17 protein-coding genes are annotated in these 22,534 nt (G+C 40.0%); 8 read left to right on the top strand and 9 right to left on the bottom strand.

The annotated features are described in order from the left end of the window. Positions 1-7 precede the first annotated feature (7 nt). Together QQL36_RS30650 and QQL36_RS30645 are read left to right on the top strand one after the other, a co-directional pair. Entirely contained in the window at positions 8-3,112 is a 3,105-nt protein-coding gene (locus QQL36_RS30650; protein WP_321567884.1) for a CusA/CzcA family heavy metal efflux RND transporter, read from the top strand. 8 nt (positions 3,113-3,120) lie between these two features. Further along, complete coding sequence (locus tag QQL36_RS30645) at positions 3,121-4,407, top strand: TolC family protein (protein ID WP_083729171.1); 1,287 nt, start codon at positions 3,121-3,123, stop codon at positions 4,405-4,407. Between the two features lie 318 nt (positions 4,408-4,725). Here the strand turns inward: QQL36_RS30645 and QQL36_RS30640 are convergent, their stop codons facing one another. The 9 genes from QQL36_RS30640 to QQL36_RS30600 form a co-directional block, all read right to left on the bottom strand. Then, complete coding sequence (locus tag QQL36_RS30640; protein ID WP_179091296.1) at positions 4,726-4,893, bottom strand: hypothetical protein; 168 nt, start codon at positions 4,891-4,893, stop codon at positions 4,726-4,728. A 6-nt stretch (positions 4,894-4,899) separates the two neighbouring features. Continuing rightward, entirely contained in the window at positions 4,900-6,240 is a 1,341-nt protein-coding gene (locus tag QQL36_RS30635) for a c-type cytochrome (protein ID WP_083729169.1), read from the bottom strand. A gap of 42 nt (positions 6,241-6,282) precedes the next feature. After that, positions 6,283-7,749 (bottom strand): c-type cytochrome, encoded by a 1,467-nt coding sequence (locus tag QQL36_RS30630; RefSeq protein WP_083729167.1) that lies wholly within the window; start codon positions 7,747-7,749, stop codon positions 6,283-6,285. A gap of 247 nt (positions 7,750-7,996) precedes the next feature. Next, positions 7,997-8,866: a helix-turn-helix domain-containing protein gene (locus QQL36_RS30625; protein WP_179091295.1), complete on the bottom strand. Its 870-nt coding sequence runs from the start codon at positions 8,864-8,866 to the stop codon at positions 7,997-7,999. A gap of 48 nt (positions 8,867-8,914) precedes the next feature. Then, positions 8,915-9,280, bottom strand: coding sequence for a hypothetical protein (locus QQL36_RS30620; protein WP_083729161.1), 366 nt, complete (start codon positions 9,278-9,280; stop codon positions 8,915-8,917). Positions 9,281-9,289: 9 nt separating this feature from the next. Further along, positions 9,290-9,925 (bottom strand): SCO family protein, encoded by a 636-nt coding sequence (locus QQL36_RS30615; protein WP_083729158.1) that lies wholly within the window; start codon positions 9,923-9,925, stop codon positions 9,290-9,292. A 52-nt stretch (positions 9,926-9,977) separates the two neighbouring features. Next, positions 9,978-10,229 carry a TonB-dependent receptor gene (locus QQL36_RS30610; RefSeq protein WP_083729156.1) on the bottom strand — a complete coding sequence of 84 codons (252 nt, stop codon included), beginning with the start codon at positions 10,227-10,229 and terminating at the stop codon, positions 9,978-9,980. A gap of 35 nt (positions 10,230-10,264) precedes the next feature. Beyond that, positions 10,265-10,549 (bottom strand): hypothetical protein, encoded by a 285-nt coding sequence (locus QQL36_RS30605; protein WP_143709073.1) that lies wholly within the window; start codon positions 10,547-10,549, stop codon positions 10,265-10,267. Positions 10,550-10,625: 76 nt separating this feature from the next. Then, on the bottom strand, positions 10,626-10,955 hold the full coding sequence (locus QQL36_RS30600; RefSeq protein ID WP_143709072.1) for a hypothetical protein: 330 nt from the start codon (positions 10,953-10,955) through the stop codon (positions 10,626-10,628). Positions 10,956-11,100: 145 nt separating this feature from the next. Between QQL36_RS30600 and QQL36_RS30595 the strand changes: the two genes are divergently transcribed. The 6 genes from QQL36_RS30595 (at position 11,101) to QQL36_RS30570 (ending at position 22,472) form a co-directional block, all read left to right on the top strand. Next, a complete protein-coding gene (locus QQL36_RS30595; protein WP_083729150.1) occupies positions 11,101-11,532 on the top strand; it encodes a hypothetical protein in 432 nt (143 codons plus the stop codon). Between the two features lie 154 nt (positions 11,533-11,686). Continuing rightward, positions 11,687-14,095 carry a TonB-dependent receptor gene (locus QQL36_RS30590; RefSeq protein ID WP_321567883.1) on the top strand — a complete coding sequence of 803 codons (2,409 nt, stop codon included), beginning with the start codon at positions 11,687-11,689 and terminating at the stop codon, positions 14,093-14,095. A 27-nt stretch (positions 14,096-14,122) separates the two neighbouring features. Next, entirely contained in the window at positions 14,123-15,088 is a 966-nt protein-coding gene (locus QQL36_RS30585; protein ID WP_321567882.1) for a DJ-1/PfpI family protein, read from the top strand. Between the two features lie 198 nt (positions 15,089-15,286). Further along, the gene (locus tag QQL36_RS30580) at positions 15,287-17,437 is read left to right on the top strand and encodes a TonB-dependent receptor (RefSeq protein WP_321567881.1); all 2,151 of its coding nucleotides are present in this window, start codon (positions 15,287-15,289) and stop codon (positions 17,435-17,437) included. Positions 17,438-17,454: 17 nt separating this feature from the next. Then, positions 17,455-18,570, top strand: a complete 1,116-nt coding sequence (locus tag QQL36_RS30575) for a PepSY-associated TM helix domain-containing protein (protein WP_143709070.1) — start codon at positions 17,455-17,457, stop codon at positions 18,568-18,570. Between the two features lie 338 nt (positions 18,571-18,908). Further along, positions 18,909-22,472 carry an RICIN domain-containing protein gene (locus tag QQL36_RS30570; RefSeq protein WP_321567880.1) on the top strand — a complete coding sequence of 1,188 codons (3,564 nt, stop codon included), beginning with the start codon at positions 18,909-18,911 and terminating at the stop codon, positions 22,470-22,472. Positions 22,473-22,534 lie beyond the last annotated feature (62 nt).

Here is a 22,534-nt window from a genome sequence, read left to right as displayed (position 1 = left end):
AATCTTCATGAAGAAATTAATATTCACAGCAATAGAAAAACGCTGGCTTTTTGTTGCATTATTTATACTCCTGGTCTGTTTTGGTTATTATTCATGGACACAACTATCTGTTGAAGCCTATCCCGACATCGCAGATGTTACTTCACAAGTTGTAACACAGGTTCCGGGACTTGCTGCTGAAGAGGTAGAACAACAAATAACCATTCCTGTAGAAAGGGCTTTAAATGGCATGCCCGGTATGCACGTAATGCGTAGTAAAAGCACATTTGGATTGTCCATTATTACTATCGTGTTTGAAGACGGTATTGAGGATTATTGGGCAAGGCAACGTATCTCAGAAAGGCTGAACGATGTGGACCTGCCTTATAACGCGAAGCCCGGATTAGACCCGCTTACATCTCCCATAGGTGAAATTTACCGTTATATTATAGAGAGCAAAGGCCACGATCTCAGAGAAATCACCGACCTGCAGAACTGGAAGATTATCCCCCGTATTAAGCAGGTACCAGGTGTTGCCGATGTTACCAATTTTGGTGGTATCACAACGCAATACCAGATAGAACTGGACCCCAGAAAATTAGAACAATATCAATTGTCCCTGACTGATGTACAGACTGCTATCAATAACAACAATGCCAATTCAGGAGGCAGTGTATTAAATAGAGGTGATCTGGGTTATGTGGTGCGGGGTATAGGCCTTGTAAAAACGTTGGAAGGCCTGGGTAAGGTAGTGGTGAAATCAGTAAATGGAGTTCCCGTATTTCTAAATGATGTAGGAACATTAAAATACGGGAACCTGGAACGCAAGGGCATCTTAGGGTATACCGACAGGAAAGTAAATTATAGCGAAGGCGATGAAGGCATCGTATTGTTATTAAAAGGCCAGAACCCATCCAAAGTACTGGAAGGTATCCATGCTGCTGTGGAGGACCTTAATAAAAATATATTGCCCGAAGGGGTAAGTATCCGACCGTATATAGACAGAATTAATCTGGTAGACACAACTCTGCACACTGTATCGCATACCTTATTGGAAGGTATGAGTCTGGTAATTATTGTGCTGATTGTTTTTCTCGGCAACTGGCGTGGGGCATTAATTGTAGCCATCACCATTCCACTGGCGTTATTGATTGCATTTATCCTGATGCACTTTACAAATATTCCGGCAAACCTGCTTTCACTTGGCGCCATTGACTTTGGGATTATTGTGGATGGGGCCATTGTAATGATGGAAACCATTTTGAAAAAGAGAGAAGATAGCCCCAACGAAGAGCTGCAGGAATCTACCATAGGGGAAAGGGCATTGGCTGTTGCCAAACCTATTTTGTTCTCCACCGTTATCATCATTACAGCTTACCTGCCCCTGTTCTCTTTTGAAAGGGTTGAAAAGAAACTGTTTACACCCATGGCTTTTACCGTTGGTTTTGCATTGTTAGGTGCATTGGCAGTTGCACTGTTGCTGATACCGGGACTGGCTTATGCAGTCTATCGGAAGCCACGGAAATTATTCCACAATAAATGGCTGGAAAAATTGACCAATGCCTATTTTGAAGGTGGTAAAAAAATGATGAAAACTCCTCAACGGGTATTTATTCCCCTGGTACTTGTTTTAATCAGTGCAGTTATTCTTTCCATCACCGTAGGTAAAGATTTCTTACCTCCTTTGGATGAAGGTTCTATCTGGTTACAGGTGCAGCTACCTCCGGGTGTATCGTTACAGAAATCGAAAGAAATGAGTGATACCTTACGGCAGCATACCATGAAGTATGATGAAGTAACCTATATGATGGTGCAGGCAGGACGTAACGATGATGGTACCGACCCATGGACCGCCTCTCACTTTGAATGCAGCATTGGTATTAAACCATATTGTGAATGGAAGAACGGCAGGACCAAAGCCGACCTGATTGATGATCTGGCAAGAGAATATGCCACCATGCCGGGTTATACTGTCGGGTTCAGTCAACCCATGATCGATGGTGTAATGGATAAGATTGCAGGGGCACACAGCGAACTGGTGGTAAAAATATATGGGGATGATTTTAAAGAAACTCGCCATATCGCAGAAAACGTTATGACCTCCATTAAAAGCATTAAAGGTGCTGTCGATGTAGCCATTGACCAGGAGCCCCCATTGCCGCAATTACAGATCTCTGTTGACAGGGATGCTGTGGCACGTTATGGCTTGAATGTAACTGACGTAGGAGAGCTGATTGAAGTCGCTATTGGCGGAAAAGCTATATCCCAGGTGTTTGTTGGCAATAAAGTGTATGATGTTATCTGCCGCTATAATGAAGAAAGCCGAAATACGCCTGAGAAAATATCGAACCTGATGCTCACTTCTCAGACGGGGGCAAAAATTCCTTTGTCGCAAATAGCAACTGTAAAAACCGCCACCGGAGAAAGCACTATTACAAGAGAATTAAATAAGAGACATTTGACTGTAAAACTCAATTTGCGGGGCAATGATCTGACAGCTTTTTTAAAGGAAGCGCAAAGCAATATTGAACGAACGGTAAAGTACGATCATGAAAAATACAATATTATATGGGGTGGACAATTTGAAAACCAAAACAGGGCTTATGCCAAGTTGATGATAATTGTTCCACTGGCATTGGCCATCATGTTTTTATTACTCTATGGTGCATTCGGCAAGTTCCGGCAGGCGGGACTGATCTTATCCATTGTGCCGCTGGCATTATTCGGGGGTATGCTGGCGTTGAACATCAGAGGTATGACATTGAATGTTTCTTCAGCAGTGGGTTTCATTGCATTGTTTGGTGTAGCCATACAGAATGGGGTGATTTTGATTTCACACATAAATGACCTGCGAAAGAAAGGCTATGATTTACTTACCGCCGTTGTGGAAGGTGCTGAAGACCGTTTCCGTCCTGTATTAATGACTGCCACAGTTGCGGCATTGGGTTTATTACCCGCATCTCTGGCAACAGGTATAGGTTCTGATGTACAAAGGCCACTGGCAACCGTAATTGTATATGGTCTTTTCGTAGCAACCGCCATCACGCTATTTGTTTTACCTCCCTTATACTATATGATGGAAAGTAAATGGGGAAAGAAAGATTATAAACAGTTTTCATCATCCAACGAATAAAAAAGTGCATGCAATTCTATAAGAAATATATTTTATTAACATGGATAATCCTGTGCATCTGTACCAGAGTACATGCACAACTAGATACTGGTTTTGCGAAAACAAGGGTATCACTTACCCAATATTTGAGTTTGGTAGGTAAGCAAAACTTCAGTTATGTAGCACAGCAATACAATGTCAGTATTGCTGAAGCGGGTGTCGAATCTGCCAAAGTTTTCCCTGATCCTCAATTATCTATTGGTTTTTATGATAATCAGCAAGCCAGTAAACATTTAGGACAGGGTTATAATGCTGGTATTGGTAGCACGTTAGAATTGGGAGGTAAACGAAAGTCAAGAATTGACCTCGCACAAAGCCAGTTGCAATTAAGCAAAGCCATGTTACAGGATTACTTTCGCAATCTTCAGGCAGATGCCACAATTGCATATTTCAATGCCTTGCAACAATATAATCTGTTACAGGTTCAACAAAGCTCCTATGTTACCATGGAGCAACTGGCTGATGCAGATGCTATCCGTTTTAAATTAGGTGCTATAACAGAAGTGGATGCAAGACAGTCGAAATTAGAAGCAGGTAGCTTACTTAACAGTCTTTATCAAAATGAAGCCGATTGGAAAACTGCTTTAGTACAATTAAGTATTAATACAGGCAAAGCGCAGTCCGATACATTACTTACTCCGATATCGAATTCAGATAACCTGGAAAGGGATTTCGCATTGGGTACTTTAATCACTAACGCACAGGATAACAGGGCTGATATTCTAGCAGCAATTAATAGTAAAACTGTTGCCGATAAAAACTTACAGTTGATCAGGGCCAACAGGAAAATTGATCTGGGCATTTCAGCTGGTATGCAATATAACGGTGAATCAACAAATACCATAGCCCCCACACCGGCTTACAGAAGTATCAATGCAGGCATTTCCATTCCATTAAAGTTCTCTAACAGATATAAAGGTGATATGAAAGCCGCACAATATTCCATCATGCAGGCTGCAGTCCAATACGATCAGATATTATTGCAAATCCAGGCAGAAGTAATACAATCCTACTTTAATTATAAAGCAGCAGAAAAACAGGTGTCACAATTTAAAAGCGGTTTGCTCACTGAAGCACAAAAAGTATTAACAGGCAAAATATATAGTTACAAACGTGGCGAAACTTCTTTATTGGAAGTATTAAATGCACAACGTACTTACAACGACGTGCAGCAAAACTATTATCAGTCATTATTCAGTTATGCCGAGGCATTGGTAAATCTGGAACGTTCAGCTGGTATTTGGGATATACAATAAGACAACGTATTTATGAATCTTAAAAGGCCCCCCGCATACACTATAGAATCATTAGGTTCGTACTAACCCCGAACTTATGGTTTGGTGACCGGTGAACGAATTATTGTTGCAGGAGGATTACTGTAATTCTCAATTAAAAGAAACAGGCAAAGACCTTATGATCTTTGCCTGCATTTAATCAACCTGTAATATTATCCTTATTGATTAAAATTCTTATACGATAAGATTGATTATTAACCTTCAGCCAGTAGTATCCAAGTCCAGATGACATCTTTGATTCGACATATTCTAACCTTAGAGTCAAGTAAAAATAATTGATCAATACAATCCTTTTATAAAAAGATACTCTTTTTCTTCTTTCACTTTCACTCTTGATATTTCTGCATCCTTTTGTAAAGAAAGTAGGTTTGTATACATGATGATCAGCTGCCGTACAATTGCTCCTATGAGCAGCAACGTAGCAATCACAAAAACTGGGGTACTCATAAATAATTATTTTATTGATAAAATATATTTAGCTAATTCGCTCAGATCGTCTCCGGAAAATTTGTCGCCGAATGCTGGCATCTGTGGAAAATCAGGCCGTTTTTTACCAGGTTTTTTGATCCATGCTTTCAGCTTGTCCGGCTGATCATGGTAAATGCTTACCATTTCCAGCATGGGTGGCCCTACCAGTTTAGTATCTTTCTGATGGCAGGCACTACAATTTGCTTTAAAAAGAGCGGCCCCTTTGGCAACATCACCCAGTGATGGATCTATTTCCATTTCCTCTTCTTCTTCCTGTGGATTAGCTCTTGCTTCAGCAGATAATTTTTCGAACTCCGCAGTTTTGGCAGCCATCAGTTGTCGGTGAGGTGCAAGCGCATTGGCACGATATATATGTCTGCCACTACCCATGAATAAAACAGTGGTTCCTAACGCCAATACAACTTTGCCAAAATGCCGGTCTATTTTTTCTGCTGGTCCGGTAATTGCTTTCCATATCCAGATCATTGCAGGAATAGCAATAGCGGCACCTGTCAGGATCACTCCAATAAGATTCCAGCCGATACCTTTTGAGGGTAATGTCATCAATACCAATGGGCCTATCAGAAACTGGGCAGCAGAAGCAGCCAGTGTAAGTGAATAAGCCTTTTTCTTTATTTCGTATCTGTTCAGATGGGAGTAAAAACTCTCGAAAGGATAATTTTTCCTCCCGGTATACCAGAACAGGAATAGCCCGGTGATACCCAATGATGCACAAATGAAATGCAGATAGCGTGGAAATACATTGGGCAATACCAGTGCACTCATAAAACCTTTGATTGTACCCCACTTTTCAGGAAACAACATCAGGTTGATATTTACCAGGAATATTAATGGGATAAATAGGAAAACAGCAACGGCCGCCGCAATAATTGAAAGATGTAATGCTTTGTTCTGTGCCAGAATTTTCCAGGTATATTTATGCATGTAAGTCAGCAAAAAGGCAATGGTAACAAGTGGAATGATGGATATCCACATTAGGCCAGTCAGTGCATTGGCAGAATAAAAATAAATGCTGTAAAGCGTATTAATACTTAACAACGGTGCTACTCCCAGCACTACTGCGAGACTCTTATTGACCGTTATTGTTTTCGCAATTTCATTTGCCAGGGTATCATAATCCTTATCCTTTAACCCCTTTATTTCAGCCCATAATGTGATAATTGAGCCTCCCAGCATGAGATTTACAAATACGATATGAGCCAGAAATGAAATGACGAGGAGTACTACTAATAACCATTCCGGCAATGGTAAATCCAATGGTATATCTCTTGGTACAGGTGTGGTTGCCTGCAAAAAATAAAGCATGTCTAAGTTCTGTTTAAATGAATTAAATTGTTTTACTGTTGGTCAGCGCGTTTTTTCTTCCTGTTGTTTTTCCATGACGACTTTGGCAGCTTCCATATCATTTAGTTTATTGACTGTTACGCCCTCTGTCTGTGCACCTTCGATCACTTCTTTTGTTTCCTGAACATATTTGATATAAGCTACCAGTGCTTTTAGCTCCTGTTTATTACCAGGAAATGGCGGCATATAAGTTCGTGCATTGTGCATTGTAGGTATATAGGCGGCCATTGAGTTTTCATCCAGTGGTTTGCCAAATCCATACATACGTTCAAATACATAAGTGATAGAATTGACTCCCTGTGTGGTATGGCAACGGCTGCATGCCAGCATGAATACATTACGACCTGCTTCAATTTTATTATCCGGAGTTACTTCCGGCGTACTTGTATAGGTCGCATATTTGAGAATACCGTCTTTTTTATAAAGTGGATAATCTTCTTCTCTCAACAGGTTGCTATACATGTAACCACCAATTACATAAGGCTTTCTGATAAACTCCCTGACACGCTCAAAAATTCCAAGGAAACCAAAAGCCATGATGCAGGCCACCAGTGCTAAAGGGAACCTCATCCACCCGGATTTTAAAAGGCCTAGTATTGCCAGTAGTAAAACGATGGTTATTGCAACCATTATGACATACTGCAACAGGGTGTAAAATTGTGAAAAATCAATAGTGCCTATAGCCGTACTCATGTTTGCTTTCATGGCAGCGGGCATCACCCTGTAATAATTGATTGCTCCTGCCAGTGAAAATGGAGCCCAGCAAAGTATCCAGGCAGAAGCTGCCCGCACAGCCTTTTGCCGCATGGCAGTACCTGTATCTGTAAAGAGCGTAATCAACATAAGGCCAAATACGCCACCAACCAGCATTGCAGTAGGGGTACGGAACATTAACTGTGGCAGGTAAATCGGATTTGTAAAGCCATTCAGCAGGCTATGATGTGTTTTCCAGTTGCCCGGGTCCATCATGAAGCTAAGAATGGATACAATAATGGCCATTGTAATCCAGGAAAAAATAGATAGAAACCAGCCAAACCTGATGTGCCTGAGTTTGGAAGTCAATGATTTGTTCGCATTCTTCCAAGTCAGGAAGTAAATAACAATCAATACAACTTCAGTTACAAACACGAGCCATTCCGTAAACCATGCCCAATAGAAGACTCTTATAAGACTACCTATAGATGCAGGGCTTACGAGGGCTACAGAAAACCAGATACCAACTCCTGTCATAGCGCCCAGTGTAGTGGTAATGATGAAACCGACTTTCATCATCTTATACACCATATTATCCCAGGTAAAATCTGTGATTTCTGCGCTACTACTATTTTTTACCCCTTTTTGTTCCAGCCAGGTAACCAATGGGATAAACCCTACAGCGAGTCCATGATTAATGAGCACATGAATGATAGCAATCATAGCTATCAAAAACCTATCGTTCAGCCAATCGAGGTGAAATAATGGAAAGTCCATACTAAGCTTACATTTATCTTACAAAGTTCGTGATAACATCGCTGGTCCAGCTCCGATTAAAGGGAAGAATGTATAGATAATGAAGACTCGATATTTTCATTTTCAATCCTGACGTTTTCAAATTCGTGACTGTCCTTTTTTACAATCATTACTCTGATAAAAAAGAATACTAACACACATATAAAAAGTAATAGTGCTACGCGATTGATGAAATAGATATATCCTATAGTTTTTTGGTTATTGTTGTTCATGATTTGAATGTTTTTGATTTTCTAAAATTTTCCGGTGTCATGCCGGTTTCCTTTTTATAAAATGTATTGAAGTAAGATGCACTCTCGAATCCCAGTTCATATGCAATCTCAGCTACAGACTGAGAGGTATGGTGCAGCAGTCTGCTGGCTTCTTTCACAATCCGTGCCCTTATCAGGCTGCCACTGGTGATATGATAAAACTCATGGCAGAGCTTATTCAGGTAATTGGTTGTAATATGTAGCTGATCTGCATAAAAAGAAGGATGCCGGTGATGTGCATAGTTATCTTCTACCAGTTGCTCAAACCGGATGATTTTTGCATGCTTTATATTCTTTTCTTCCTTAACAGGTAATTTAAATATAGTGCGGTCGAGTTCGTGTAACAGGATATTGAGATAAGATCTTAGCAGGTCGTTTTTTCCTTCGAGCATATTTTCAAACTCATCCAGAATCTGCTGTAAAAGGTTATCCCATTTATTTGTCTGTTCATGACTGATTCTTGTTGTTATTGACGCATGCTGTGTCATGAACGCAAATCTGTGCAGCACATTATTATTATACCTCAATGAAAAAAAATTATCTGTAAAGCACACAATAAAGCCAGTTGCCAGGTTACTTAAATCCAGGCAACAGATGTTGTTTGGTTTTACAAATATTACTTTTGGCCCTTCCGCATTGATTTTTTCATTATCAATAGTCACCCATCCCACGGCCTCCCATATACATATTAGCATATAATAAGATGGCCTGTACAGATGCTCCAGGAAAGGATATTGCTGTAACAGAAAAGAAAGTCTGTCTATACGGAAATCATTTGAGTCCGGGCCAAAAGTACCTAATGAGTAAACCGGGATTGACTCCCTCATAACTATCATGGGTACTAATTGGTGATCAAAAAAAATATGTAGAAAGGATCAGGCGATAGGGGGGCGCAGGATAGGATATTTAATACCGGTTAATAGATCGATGCTGATATCGGGGAAATTATTTTTAATAATAGCAATAGGGCATGTCTGTCCTGTTGTCTGAATGACATGCACCCAAAGAGTAACTGGGGTTTGTTTAAGTTCCAGATTTCTTTTCTCTCTTTCCTGTTCTTTCTCCAATTGCTTTTCAAGAAAGCAGGAACCTTTACATACAGGAATTTTGTCAAACCGGTTTATACAATAGTTGGTCGCAATATAGTCCCGTTTCAAATAAAACAGCCCTACCAGCCAGACATTGGCAGTTGTCTGAATGAATAGTGAAAAGATAAGTAATATGGCTGCGAGCTTCTTCAATATGTATACTTATATACGTTCTTTTAACAGTACATGAATGTCCCTGATCAATCTTCCGGTTTCGGTGGTATCGGTGCCATCATAAACTCCCCTGATATGCCTTTGCTTGTCTATCAATAAAAAGCCTCCACTGTGTGTAAAGCCTCCAGGCACAGTGCTATCAGGATATACGGTTGCATAATAGGAAGCTGCCAGCTTGTAAATAGTATCTGCAGGGGCTGTAACAAAATGCCATCTTTCGGTCTGTACGCCGAGGGATGTGCTATAAGATCTCAGGCGTGGAATTGTATCATATTCCGGGTCTATTGTGTGTGAGATAAAGTTCACATGTTTATTATCATCAAAGGCATGGTATACCTTCAGCATTTCCTTTGTCATTTTAGGGCAAATGGTTGGACAGGAGAGGAAAATAAAATCGGCAACATATATCCGGTCGTCAAACGTACTGTTTGTGATCAGATTACTATCCTGATCCGTAAGTCTAAAGTCTGCAATAACCGGATAGATGGTATCTGTTTTACCAGTGATTGGATGCTGCCTATAATCAGCATCGCCAAGGATAGGTAATCGCTTTGGTTGAAGGTGGCAGGAAATCAACCCGTTGATAATAACGATAAATAATACTATTGGTACTCCTGTCTTCATAAGAATTAATTTAAAGGTATGCTGCTACCAGGAGCAGCATACCTTTCATCCATTAGAATCGCACTGCTATGCTACCTGCAAATCTACGTAGCATTCCGGGAGTAAAGGTGCCGGAACCACCTGTATAATAAGCCTTGTTACCAATATTATCAGCTGTAATAGCAAACCTGTATCGTGCATGATTGTAGAATAGCGATGCATTGATAAGCGTATAACTATCCAGGTAAAACTGGCCGTTCGTTGTATTATTAATGATCAGATTACGGGAGGCATAATTTCCTCCGGCGCCTATTCCTAATCCCACTGGTAATTGATAACTGGCATAGAAGTTATTAAAGGTTAGACACGGTCCTGTATGTTTTCAAACAGCCTGATATGAATATCTTTTTCATGATACTTTATGATCATAATCCGGAAGTAAATTCTGATCACCAATGCGAGCACTACGGCCAGCATAAACACGGCTGACCACACACTGCCTTGTTCAGTAAACAATATTTTTCCGTAATTGTAGATGCAGAATAAAAATGCGACTGCCATAGCCAACCGGAACAGTTGTTTCATTTCCGGGTAGAAATAGCTAGCCCTGATCCTGTTGTATACAGAACTTAACAAATGTTTCATACATATTTTTTGGGTGATCGGAAATACATAGCACATGTAAATTACTTACATGGCATAACAGCGAAGCATAAATCAATTAGCAGGAAGGAGGATGGAAACAGGAACGGGGCATTTTAACAATTGTACTATCATTATTGATAATGTATTCCTGTGCAACAATTACGGGTAAATTGATATTCAGCGTAAACAGGGGGTAATTCGAGACAACAAGCTCATCACGGTTCTCACTTCTTTTTTCCGGGGCTTTATTTTCCCGGTTTTCTTCCTGTTTTAGCTTTTTCATCATCTGGCACTTACCATTACAATGCATAGAAGGGCGGGCCTTATTTTCACATTTTTCGGCAAATGTGGCTGTGTTGGCGTAATAATCAAACACAATAAGCACCTTGTTTAATGACTGGGCCATAAGGGCAGTCATTAATAAGAATACTGATATTTGCTTAAAAATTGCCAATTCCTGATTTTGGGGCAAAAATAACCTTTATCATGGATATTTTTTATTTGTTGTAAATATTTTCTATTTCACCTTTTTGCGGCAGAGTATATAAAATATGTTTACTTTTGCTCGTCAATTGCCAGCAAAACTGTTCATGAACCATTGCTTTAAACATATAGTCCTTTTTCTAACAATGGTTGCGATTTTTATTACAACCTTTAGCAAAAGTATTATCCTTTTAAACTTCTATATTAATCAAAAGGCAATTACAGCGCAATTTTGTATCAACAAAGACAAGCCAATGATGCATTGCAATGGGCATTGTTATTTAAAGAAGCAGATACAAAATGAACAGCAACAGGAGCAGGCACTTGCTGATGCTTTTGGCAAGAATGAGCTATTTGTTTTTCAGCCTGGTTTTCCAATGATACCTGTAGAAATTTCTCACGAAAACAAATTTTTAGCAGATCCCTTTGTTCCCAATAAGACTTCCCTATATCAGCCTTTAATCGATAAAAGATTACTGAAACCTCCCATTTTTATTTAGACACTCCGCTATTAAAACTTACTGAATCAATTCGCTTATTCCGGTAAATATGTTTTACTTGTAATACGGGAATTATTTTTTCTATGCACTATAAAATAAATAGTGTTGATAGTAATATATCAACACTAAAAAACTGTGCATTCAATAAATAAAAATGAAAGAAATCGTATGCATATTACTTGGATTGTTTCTATTCACGGATCTACAGGGACAATCCATCAGTGGTACAGTGAAATCCGCCAATAGTAATATCATTGAAGGAGCCACTATTACCATTTTAAATACAAACAAATCAACTATTACCGATAAGCAAGGGGATTTTAAAATTGCCAACATCTTACCTGGAACATATCAATTAAGTATTAGCGCTATGGGTTTTGCAACAAAACTTATCGGGACAAAGGTGGTTGCTAACAAAGCAATAGAACTGAATATCACATTAACTGAGCAAAACCGTCAATTAAGTGAGGCTGTCGTAACGGCTAACAAAAGAGAAGAAGATATTATGAAGGTCGCCACTTCAATTACTTCCCTTTCTGCAAAAAAGATAGAAGATAACCGTATATGGGGCCTGGGTGATCTGGCCGCTTTAGTACCTAATTATGCTTATCAGGAATTGGGTGTTGCCTACGAACAAATTCAATCGATCAGAGGTATCCAGGCTTTCAGTGAAAACCCTGCTGTTTCTACCTATATAGATGATGTCAATAACCTTGATATTCTGGCCAATGGTTCAGCTTTAACAGATATAGAACGAATTGAAGTATTGAGAGGCCCTCAGGGAACCTTATTTGGACGGAATGCAATGGGAGGCGTGGTGAATATCATCACTAAAAAACCTACCAATAAAACATCGGGCTTTGTCGAAGCAGGAGTAGGAAATCAGGGTCTGCAACGCTATAGTGCTGGCTTTAAGACGCCAATTGTGAAAGACAAATTATTTTTTGGATTTACCGGATTGTTTCAAACAAAGGATGGATTTTATATAAATGATACTACCGGGACCGGCGCAACAGATGGTAGTATAAACGGGAAAAAATTGGGTGGTACGAAAAATCTGTATGGTAATTTATTTTTAAAATGGTTGCCCTCAAGTCGCCTGATGCTTACACTGAACATTAAAGGGCAAAGGGACTGGAGTAATAATTCTACTTATATGGTATCGCAATTTAATGACTCCGTCGGATTTGCTGATCCAAATAAATTGAATCTTGGAAGAATTGGACAAGATCAAAGAAATATATTCAATAACTCCCTGGTGGCTAAATATTCAGGTAACAACTTTACGCTCACTTCAATTTCTGCCTACCAGAATATCCGTATGGGATATAAGGACATTTATTTCCCGGGGTATTATAGTTCCTTTTATGATAAGAAACCGGGAGAATTATTACCACCACAGGTAGTTTATAGTCAGGAGGTACGCATTAACTCCAATAATGATAAAAGGTTCCAATATACAGCAGGCATTTACGGTTTTTCACAGAAAAGCCATGGTGGGGATAATGTCTATGAATTATCAGAGTCTGATGCTGCAGCGTATGGTTTGGCCACAGGTTCATACATCATTTCCAGGAACGATGCTAAAAACTATGGACTGGCTGGTTTTGGAGAGCTGAGCTATCAATTGGCAGATAAATTTAAAGCCACTGTTGGTTTGCGTTATGACTATGAAAACAGGCAGTCAACATTCAACGGTTTTGGTGATGCTGTACTGGTAAATGGAGAAGTAACAAACTATGTTGCTGATACCACAGCCAAAGGTACTTATTCTGCTTTTTCGCCCAAACTTGCTCTTAGCTATGCCGTAAATGATCATGCGAATGTATATGCTACTTATAATCGCGGTTTCCGTGCAGGAGGCATCAATGCACAGCGATTTACAACAAGTACTAACGCAAAGCAAACATTCGATCCTGAATACTCTGATAATTTTGAAATAGGGTATAAGACTAGCCTTGCACAAAATAAGGTCAGTATAGCTGCATCAGCATTCCTCATTAAATGGAAAGATATGCAGATGAGTAACATCGTTTCCCCATTTACTTATGCGTTGGAGAATGTTGGTAATTCACAGTCCATGGGTCTGGAATTAGAAGTTTCTGCTATACCTGTAAAAGGTTTGCAGGTAGATGGTAGTGTTGGTTTGAATAAAACTAAATATGAAGACTTTGAATTGACCAGAGTAGATTATACCACTGGGGTAGAAACAAAAACACAGGTAGCCGGCAATAGTTTGTCTAACACGCCAGGCCATACCATCTATCTGGGTGCACAATACGAGTTTGGAATAACGAAAAAATTAAAAACGGTGGTTCATGGAGATATCAGAAATATAGGTAAATATTATGCTGATATGCAAAATTCTATCAAACAACCTACTTATACCCTGGTAAATACCAGAATCGGATTAAATTATAATAGTTATGGGTTGTTCTTTTGGGGCCAGAACTTAACCAGTGAAAGGTATCTCTTATACGGTAGCGCTGATAGTAGTTTTGGTAGAAATGTTATTATGTCATCTCCCAGTACATATGGTGTTACATTAAGTGCACGGTTTTAAACCAGTCATTCATTTTAAAAATAGTCAATGAAAAAAATTATGATAGCTTTTGCAATAGTGATGACTATTGCATCCTGCAAAAACAAAATAGAAGAAACTGCCCGGTCCACAAAAAGTCACGACGAGCAATTGGCGGAAATGTTTCCAAAACCCAAAATAGATGTCAGGACAGTAGGTATCTTATTATATGATGGCTATTCTACTTTAGATGCGATGGGACCTTATAATGTATTGGGAGAGCTGATGGGAACAAATGTCTTTTTTGTTGGTTTGCATAGAGGTTTGATAGCAGATGCAAGAGGTATGAAGGTACAAATAGATACTACGATTGCTGACGTAAAGCACTTAGATATCCTTGTAATTCCAGGTGGCTTTAAAGAGACTTATGAATTAACCAAAGACACAACATTGCTCAACTGGATAAAGTCGATAGACTCATCCTCTGTATTTACTACAAGTGTATGTACAGGCGCCTGGATTCTGGGTGCAACAGGTCTGTTAAATGGTAAAGATGCTACAACACATTGGTGGGGAAAGAAGATCTTGGCTGATGAATTTGGGGCTAAAGTGCAACAAAAAAGATATGTCAGAAGCGGTAAATACTGGACAAGTGCAGGTATTACTGCCGGAATGGATATGGGTCTTGCGTTGATCAATGAGATCAGAGGTGAGAATTATACCAAAGCGATTATGCTTGATCTGGAATATGATCCACAACCGATATTTAAAGGTGGTAGTGATTATAACACTGATACTTCTATTGTAAATGCAATGCGCTCCATGTATGATATGGGAATGGAAAAAGTATTGCATCCGGTAACTTCCTACAAAGACATCAAATTTGATAATGCGAAAGACTTATTCTGTGGAATGCCATTAAATATGGGAGTTACGGATACGGTACATTATAATGGCAAGATATATGGATTTTGTAGTAAGGGATGTAAAGATGGGTTTATGCAAGATCCTGCTTCATACGTTGGAAGATATTAAGGAGAGCAGTATTGGATGAAATATGCTACAATGTAATAATCATAACACGCAGCGCATATAGTATAGATTTATTGCGCATAATATTATTATCATTCATCTATTTAAGGAATGCTTTATTAGATCATATCTTTTGATAATTTCTAATAGTGCATAAGTGCATTATTACGTGGACATGAAAACAATGATTAATTGAACAACATGAAGAAAGAAATTACGCTAATTATATTGATTTCTATTGCCTTGTTTCCTACCAGCGTAATCGCTCAGGAATATGGTAAAAAAGATTTAGACACAATTACGATCAGTACGAAAAACATCAAAGCCATTGATTCTTCGAGCTTTCAGGCTGCAAGACTTCCTATAAAGGACTGTGAAAACCCACAGGTGGTCAATTCAGTAAACGGAAAATTGATCTCAAACCGGAATAATTATACGCAATCCGCGCTACTTAATAATGTGGCTGGCGTAACGCCAAGCTGGGCTGGTATCGCTCCTAATATCACTATCAGAGGCTTTAGAACAAGGTCCAATTTCAGGAATGGGTTAAATGCATTTTTGGCCTATAACAGTGAAACGATCAATATAAAACAGTTAGATGTTATAAAAGGACCAGCTGGTACTTTGTTTGGTAGTGCGAATGTTGTATTTGGTGGGATTGTTAACAGCATTACCTATAAACCGGAAGATGCTACCTTTACCAATATTGAAATTGCAGGCGGTAATAACAATTTCCAGAGAGTGACAATGGATATAAACACACCCTTGGATTCCAGCCATGATGTACTATTTCGTATGATGGGTGCCTATACCTATAAAGAAAGCTTTCAGGATGCCGGATTATACAGGAATATCTTTCTGACCCCCAGCTTATCTTATAAAGTAACCCCGAGATTACAACTTGAGCTGGAGGCTGAATTTGAGAGACGAACATCTACCAATAGTACATTGCTTACTCCTTCTAATCCTTTAGTGAATGGTGTATTGACGAACGCTCAAAGTTCCGGAGCTTTGCACCTGGACTACAAAAGATCATATACGGATAATAGCCTGCTTTGGAGAACTACAGGGTTGAATCTCTATGGCAAGGCAATTTACACCATCTCAAATCAATGGAGGTCTGAAACAAATTTTGTAAGTGTATATGGTTCCTCTGATGGCACCTACCAGACCAATACGTTAGTTCAAAACAATACAGCCGTAGCTCGGAAAATGCTATACTATAATCCGGAAAATATAATTAGCCAGCAAATCCAGCAGAATTTTATTGGGGATTTTAGGATAGCCAACTGGCGGAACCGTTTAGTTGCAGGGTTGGACTATTACCACTATATCTATCTTTCTGATTATAGTAGTCTGGGAAAGAATTTTGATACTGTGGCCATCACTAACCCCGGTAGCAGTGCTGCGAAGTTGTCTGAACCATATTTATTAAACTTACTAAGTGGTTCTACCCCTTACCGGACTAAATCAGAACAAAATATTTATTCCGCTTATTTATCGGATGTTATAAACCCAATAGAAGCACTATCCATTACACTAAGTGCAAGAGTTGATCATCTAAACAATCCAGGTACATTAGATCAGAATGCAGGCACTGTGTCCGGGAAATATGACCAGACAGCATTTTCGCCTAAATTGGGGATTACTTATCAGTTGATTCCACAAACCTTTACTGTATTCATTAATTACATGAATGGCTTTCAAAACGTAGCACCAACATCACAAACAAATGGTACTGTTATGAATTTTAAGCCACAATATGGTAATCAGCTGGAAGGGGGCATAAAAATTTCTACCAGGAACAGAAAAATAAATGCAACCTTCAGTTATTATGATATCAATGTGACGAATGTTGTCCGTACTAATCCCAATGACAATACCCTTTACATACAGGATGGTAAACAATATAGTAGGGGGCTGGAAGCCGATCTTACTGTGCAACCTCTCAGCGGATTGTACCTTCATGCCGGTTCCGCATATAACGATAGTAAACTTACCCTGGCAGATGCAAATACGCAGGGCTTAAGACCTGTTAATTCCGGTCCGGAATGGTCAGCTAACTGGTTTGCAAATTATCGATTTTCAAATGGACCTGTCAGTGGTTTGTCCGTTGGATTTGGAGGCTACTATGTAGGTCGAGATCTGATTATTAATAGCAAGTCTGCCGGACAATTTTATACGAATGAGTATACCGTATGCAACAGTATGATCAGCTATGAGCATAGCCGTTTTACCTGGGCATTTACGGCAGATAACTTATTCAACAAAAAGTATTATTATGGCGGGCGTGGCTTTATCAGCCCCGGAGCTTTACGTCAGTGTATACTATCTGTAAAAATGCATTTTTAATCAGTTCAAAATTTAATATGAAGGTAAAGCAGTTCACCAAACTATCATTTAAAGTGCATAGCTGGCTCGGTCTTATGCTGGGACTGCTTTACCTTTTTTTTGGATTGTCCGGCAGTATGTTGGTTTTCCAGAAAGAAATTGAGCAATCGTGGTGCAAGGATCTGCATCAGATTAGTGTACCTGCAGCTGGCAAACGAATTTCTTTAGATTCATTATATAGAAAGGTACTGCTACAACACCCCCATATACGCAGAATGATGGTCAGACAATTTCCTGAAAGGGCATCAGACTGCTATGAATTTATGCTGTATCTATATCAGCAGAAAACTACTGATAACTATTTGTATAGTGTATTTGTCAATCCTTATACTGGTGAAATTATCAGGGAGGGAAATTTCCGTTCATTTCAGACTTCTTTTTTCAGGTGGCTATACTCCGCTCATTATTGTTTCCAGATTGATAAACCCGGACGGTTGATGACAGCAATTATTTCCATTTTATTTATCATTAGCATCATAACAGGTTTCATCATTTACAGGAAACAAATAATTAAGGTGGTCACATTCCAGGTGAAGTTTAAGTTTGGGAAAAGCACATCGACTTTTTCATCGCTACATAGGATAGTGGGTGTATGGAGCCTGGTGTTTAATTTTATCCTGTTCTTTACTGGTTTCTGGATGAATAAGTCGCTTTTCCTGCCAGCTGAATGGGCAATCGTTCCTTATCAAAATAAAACCGTCATGATCAAAGGAAACCTTGACAGCATTTTGGAGAATACCGGGAAAGTGGTTGGGTTTACGCCTGTTGCGATGATGGTTTCGGCTGACAAAGAAAAAGATGTTATTGTAAGTGGAGCTTTTTCATCCACCGTAAATCCCCTTTATAAAGGAAAAGGGAGTGACCTTTATTTTGATGCTAATACAAACCAGCTCAAGCTGATTAATCGGATTGAAGAAAAGCCATTTTCTGACCGTTTTTACTGGATGCTTAAAAGGTTGCATGTTGGCGAATTTGACAGTCTTCTTTTACGGTGGATGTATGTGATTATAGGTTTGACCCCCGGGATCCTTTCGCTTACAGGTTTTTATTTGTACTGGAAGCGAAAAGGGAATAGCAAAAGGTACAGCCGGTGATATTGAAGGCCTTCAGATGATAAATCCCGAGGCTTTTTTGCGTTTGAAACCAAATGGTTTTTTCATGGCTTACATAATATTGACGATCTCAGGTCAGGGGGATACTCCCTTAACTCCTTGAATTTCATTTGTTACCTCACTTTTCAGGCTTTTAAATTAATGCAAGGATAGCATCAGCTATCATTGAATCGATCATATACCATATAAGATCATAGACAGCTAAGGACAGTTAATCGGAATTTTATTTTTACTTTTCAAGGCTTAAGTCAATTTCCCTTATGAAATCCTATAATCTGTAGTTCACGTTTTTACCAATAAACCCTCAAAATCAATAACCTATGAAGCAAAAAACAATAATGCTGTTATTGCTGGTCTGTACGTTAGCCACCCATGCCCAAGTGGTACTATACAGTGATATTAATTATGGAGGCACCGCTATCTCATTCCCCGTTGGAAATTACAGGCTTGCAGATATGAATGCGGCCGGTTTCCCGGATGATGGCCTCTCCTCTTTTTCCATCCCTTCAGGGTATCAGATTACCTTTTTTGCGGATGATAATTTTACCGGAAAATCCTTTAGTTCCACTGCATCTTCTACATGGATTGGTACTGAATGGAATGACCAGGTAACCTCTTTTATTGTCAGCATGATTCCCCCTTCACAGGGAACGGCCAACTGGATCTGGTCCCCCAATGCTGGTCCGGCAAACACCTGGATCGCTTTCAGGAAAAAGCTAAGCCTTGCATCCAAACCCGCTTCTGCACTCACTAAAATTGCCGCAGAAAATAAGTACTGGCTGTATGTAAATAATCAGCTGGTGGTAAAAGATGGTGGGCTCTCTATTCGTCCTGATCTGGTGAATACCTATTATGATGAAGTAGATATTGCACCCTATCTGCAGGCTGGTGAGAATACCATTGCCGTATTGGTATGGTATAAAGGAGGACAGAATGGTTATTCAGAACGGGCTGTCGGCAATGGCGGTTTATTATTTGATGCCGGTTCCGTAGTTGTGTCAGATGATACCTGGAAGTACAGCGTGCATCCTTCTTTTGGAGCTACCACTCAATTAATTCTGAACGGACAGGATTACAAATGGATTGCATTCCCTGTTTCCTATGATGCCGCAAATGAACCCGCCGGCTGGACAAGCGCAGGTTTTAACGATGCCTCATGGGCCACAGCCGTAAAGAAAGGTCTCCCCCCAGTTGCACCCTGGAATTCACTCGTACCCCGCGGTATCCCATTCTGGAGAGAGGCTGAATTAAGCAATTATCAGAATTCAATACCAGCCTCTGTTACAGCTAATACGACCATTACCGGAACTGTTGGTACCAATATACAGTTGCGTCCCTATTTGCACGTAAATGCCCCTGCAGGCGTGAAAATAGAAATTACTGTAAACAGGCATTACTGGCAGGAATATATTACCAAAGCCGGTGATCAGGAATTTGAATGTTTTGCATGGCAGAACTCAAGTAATCATACCGTTACCTACGAGTTTTCAAACGTAACAGGGACAGTACAGATATTGGGTCTGAAATACAGAGAGTCCAGCTATAATGTAGATATCACCGGCCAGTTTAATTCTTCTGATGCATCGTTAAATACTTTGTGGACAAAGGCTAAAAACACGTCCAAAGTATGTATGCGTGATCAGTACTATGATTGTCCTGACCGTGAACGTGGCCAATGGTGGGGAGATGTATCTGAACAAATCCTCTACTCATTCTATTTATACGATACCAGTGTAAATAAACTGACACGCAAAGCTTTCCGCGAATTGATGAATACACAGAAAGGAAATGGTTCCCTCTATACTACAGCACCAGGTACCTCCTTTCATCTGCCTGATCAGAACCTGGCCGCAGTTGCCATGATCTGGAAGTACTACATGTATAGCGGAGACAGAGCTTTGTTACAGGAAATCTATCCGCAATTGAAAAAATACATCCAGTTTTGTGTAGCCAGCTCTAATGCTGACGGTATGCTCCTGTTGCAAAATGATGCATGGAACTGGATTGACTGGGGTACTAACATTGATCCCGTACCTGTAGGCAGTGCCAATACGGTGTTCAACGCACTTTATATCTCTGTTCTGGAAACCGCTATTAATACGGCAAACCTTTTAGGCCAGACTGCCGATGCGACTTATTACCAGGGACTGCAGACAAAGGTGAAGAACAACTTCAATAATTATTTCTGGAACAGCGCATCACGTGCCTATATGTCCAGCAATGTGTCATCCCGTTTGGTTGATGACAGAAGTAATGCCTGGGCTTTATCTACCGGACTGGCCAATGATCAGCAGAAAGCCGGTGCGCTGAGTGTTTTGAAAAACAGAAATGATGCAGGTCCATACCAGGAAATGTACGTTGAAGAAAACCTGTTTAAGCTGGACCCAACTGCTGCTATTACACGCATGAAGAATCGTTTTACACCGATGATCAATAGCTGGTCATCTACCCTGTGGGAAGATTTTACAGAAAGTAACAGTAATGCAGGATATTCCAGTAATAACCATGCATGGTCTGCCGGTCCCTTGTATGTGATGAGTGCTTACCTCCTGGGTATCCGTCCTACACAGCCTGCTTATGTTGAGTTTACATTTGCTCCACAGCCGGGAGGCGTTACGCAATTTGCTGGCGTAGTACCCAGTGTGAAAGGAAATATCATCGCCAGCTTCTCTCTTGGCAGCACTGGTTTTACACAAAGCCTCACATCTCCTTCAGGCACCACTGCCATTGTAAGTGTTCCAAAAGATGTATTGTCCACCCTTATTTCTGAGATTAAGGTAGGAGGTGTAACCGTATGGAAAAATGGTACTTTCTTAGGTGGCGTGAGTGGTGTTACGTTCTTTCAGCAGAATGATGTATCTGTACAGTTTAAAGTGAGTCCGGGAAGCTGGGAGTTCACCGCTTTGCCATTTAGTAGTACAGATCCGGTGATCACTTATGTAGATTGTAATTACAGCGGAACTGCTGTCAGTCTCCCTGTAGGCAACTATACCCTGGCGCAGATGAATGCAAAAGGTATACCTGATGATGCGATTTCATCATTGGTAGTAGCCGAAGGATATAAAGTAATTCTGTATGCAGATGATAACTTTACTGGTCAGACAGAAACGCTGACTGCAAATAATAACTGTATTACCTGGTCTGCACTCCATGATAAAACGACCTCTATACGTGTGTTGACGAATGGCTTTACCAATCTCTCAGGTACGTATTTTATACAGAACAGGGCCAGTGGTTTACAGATGGATGTAAACGGAGCATCTACTGCCGATGGTGCCAGTGTCATTCACTCTGAGTATAATGGTAACGCCAACCAGCAGTTTATCTTTACACATCTGGGCGATGGTAATTATAAGATCCTCGCTAAACACAGCAGCAAATCGCTGGATGTAAATGCCGCTTCTCTTTTAAATGGTGCCAATGTAATTCAGCACCCATATCATGATCCGGTTGAAAGTCATCAGAATTTTATCATCGTTGCTACCGGAGACGGTTACTATAAGATTATTGCTAAACACAGCGGAAAGGTGTTGCAGGTAAATGGTGTTTCAGGCGGAGGACTGGTACATCAATGGTCAAATATCGGACAGATAAATGGTCAGTGGGCATTCACCGCCGGTGCGGCTGCTGTTGCCGCAGAAACTACGTCCTCACTTTCTGTAGATCCAAACCCTGCTACAAGCATGATAACGATAAAATTGGCTGCTACAAAAGAAGAAAAGCTTTATATGCGTATTTACAATGCATCCGGAACATTGGTGAGTCCGGCCCGGAAGATTTACAGCGGTCAGCAGTTTAATCTGTCTGCATTGCCTGCCGGGCTTTATATTGTCAATGTTACGATTGGTGACAAAGTTTTGAGTAAAAAGGTTGTGAAGTACTAATTGTAAGGAAGGTTCATCAGGAATGATGGACCTTCCTTGTTTCCGAGCGCTGGCTAGAAACT

It is taken from the genome of Chitinophaga sp. LS1 (assembly GCF_034274695.1).
Taxonomy (GTDB): Bacteria; Bacteroidota; Bacteroidia; order Chitinophagales; family Chitinophagaceae; genus Chitinophaga.
Note: the sequence above shows the minus strand (reverse complement) of the source record. Positions and strands in the feature narration are given on the sequence as shown.

Coding starts and splice junctions, on each gene's coding strand:
- QQL36_RS30575 (WP_143709070.1), top strand. CDS start 17,455: ATGAAGGTAAAGCAGTTCACCAAACTATCATTTAAAGTGCATAGCTGG.
- QQL36_RS30615 (WP_083729158.1), bottom strand. CDS start 9,925: ATGAAGACAGGAGTACCAATAGTATTATTTATCGTTATTATCAACGGG.
- QQL36_RS30650 (WP_321567884.1), top strand. CDS start 8: ATGAAGAAATTAATATTCACAGCAATAGAAAAACGCTGGCTTTTTGTT.
- QQL36_RS30595 (WP_083729150.1), top strand. CDS start 11,101: ATGTTTACTTTTGCTCGTCAATTGCCAGCAAAACTGTTCATGAACCAT.
- QQL36_RS30585 (WP_321567882.1), top strand. CDS start 14,123: ATGAAAAAAATTATGATAGCTTTTGCAATAGTGATGACTATTGCATCC.
- QQL36_RS30625 (WP_179091295.1), bottom strand. CDS start 8,866: ATGAGGGAGTCAATCCCGGTTTACTCATTAGGTACTTTTGGCCCGGAC.
- QQL36_RS30635 (WP_083729169.1), bottom strand. CDS start 6,240: ATGCTTTATTTTTTGCAGGCAACCACACCTGTACCAAGAGATATACCA.
- QQL36_RS30645 (WP_083729171.1), top strand. CDS start 3,121: ATGCAATTCTATAAGAAATATATTTTATTAACATGGATAATCCTGTGC.
- QQL36_RS30580 (WP_321567881.1), top strand. CDS start 15,287: ATGAAGAAAGAAATTACGCTAATTATATTGATTTCTATTGCCTTGTTT.
- QQL36_RS30640 (WP_179091296.1), bottom strand. CDS start 4,893: ATGAGTACCCCAGTTTTTGTGATTGCTACGTTGCTGCTCATAGGAGCA.
- QQL36_RS30590 (WP_321567883.1), top strand. CDS start 11,687: ATGAAAGAAATCGTATGCATATTACTTGGATTGTTTCTATTCACGGAT.
- QQL36_RS30605 (WP_143709073.1), bottom strand. CDS start 10,549: ATGAAACATTTGTTAAGTTCTGTATACAACAGGATCAGGGCTAGCTAT.
- QQL36_RS30630 (WP_083729167.1), bottom strand. CDS start 7,749: ATGGACTTTCCATTATTTCACCTCGATTGGCTGAACGATAGGTTTTTG.
- QQL36_RS30600 (WP_143709072.1), bottom strand. CDS start 10,955: ATGGCCCAGTCATTAAACAAGGTGCTTATTGTGTTTGATTATTACGCC.
- QQL36_RS30570 (WP_321567880.1), top strand. CDS start 18,909: ATGAAGCAAAAAACAATAATGCTGTTATTGCTGGTCTGTACGTTAGCC.